2 protein-coding genes are annotated in these 1,101 nt (G+C 61.2%); both read left to right on the top strand.

Annotated elements, in window-relative coordinates:
• Positions 1-448: hypothetical protein (locus tag ACIQ2D_RS22240; RefSeq protein ID WP_402867448.1), on the top strand; the 448-nt coding region annotated here is incomplete at its 5' end.
• The coding region (locus tag ACIQ2D_RS22245; protein WP_402867449.1) for a sigma-70 family RNA polymerase sigma factor at positions 445-1,101 on the top strand (657 nt) is incomplete at its 3' end. The genes ACIQ2D_RS22240 and ACIQ2D_RS22245, both read left to right, overlap by 4 nt.

Here is a 1,101-nt window from a genome sequence, read left to right on the forward strand (position 1 = left end):
GGTACAGGAGCACACTCACGTGACGTCCTTCGAGCGGGCCATCCTTTCACCGGCCGCAACGACACCTTCACTGTCCGTCTCCGCATCACCTGACCAACTCCCAGTACTGCGATCACTGATCCGGACCGTGGCCGCCCACTATGCACTCTCGCTGAGCAGGTTGTCAGACCTGGTCCTCGCGGCAGACGAAGCTGCAACCATTCTCATCTCCCGTGCTCTCCCCTTCAGCACCTTGACGTGCACATTCGACGGAAACGTCGCCACTGTGCAGGTAATCCTCTCGACGACAACGACGGGTCAGATCACCACGAGCACCTCGTCCTTCATATGGCACGTCCTTGACACTCTGGCCGACGGCGTAGTCCTCGAGCAGGTCCCGCCCACCCTTCCAGAGAAAAACTGGATGGCCACGATCACACTCACCAAGGCGTTGCAGGCGGGTTCGTGACCCCGCCCGGCCTCGAGGACAACGAGTACACGGAGGTCACCGCTCTGTTCGTGCGCCTTGCCGCCCTGCCCGCCGACGATCTCGATTTCGAACGGCTTCGCACCGAAATCATCGAAATCTGTCTGCCCCTCGCCGATCACATTGCCCGGCGGTATCGAGGACGAGGCCAGTCACACGAGGATCTCGTCCAAGTCGCCAGTCTGGGTCTGGTCAATGCAGTCAATCGCTTCGACCTTGCGAAAGGTAAAGATTTTCTGTCCTTTGCCGTCCCGACGATGATGGGTGAGGTGCGCAGGCACTTTCGTGACCGGGGTTGGGATGTCCGAGTTCCACGCTCACTCCAGGAGAATTACCTAAGCCTCAAAAGGTCGCGAGCCACGCTCACCCAGACTCTCGGTCGCGAGCCCACGATCCCCGAGCTCGCGGCAGATCTGGGTGTCGAACCGGCCGACATCGTGAACATCGCGGCGGCCGGAGATTCCTATCATTCCGCATCGCTAGACGCCGTCACTGCGCCCGACGGGGCGTCAATCGGAGACACGCTCGGCGAGTACGACGCCGCGCTCGACGGAATCCACAACCACGAAACCCTCCGGCCTGCGCTCCTCGCTCTGCCTGAACGCGAACGGACAATCCTCGTGTACCGGTTCTTC

Origin of the sequence: Lysinibacillus sp. NPDC097287 (assembly GCF_044761695.1) — a bacterium.
In the GTDB taxonomy this organism is placed as follows: Bacteria; Bacillota; Bacilli; order Bacillales_A; family Planococcaceae; genus Lysinibacillus.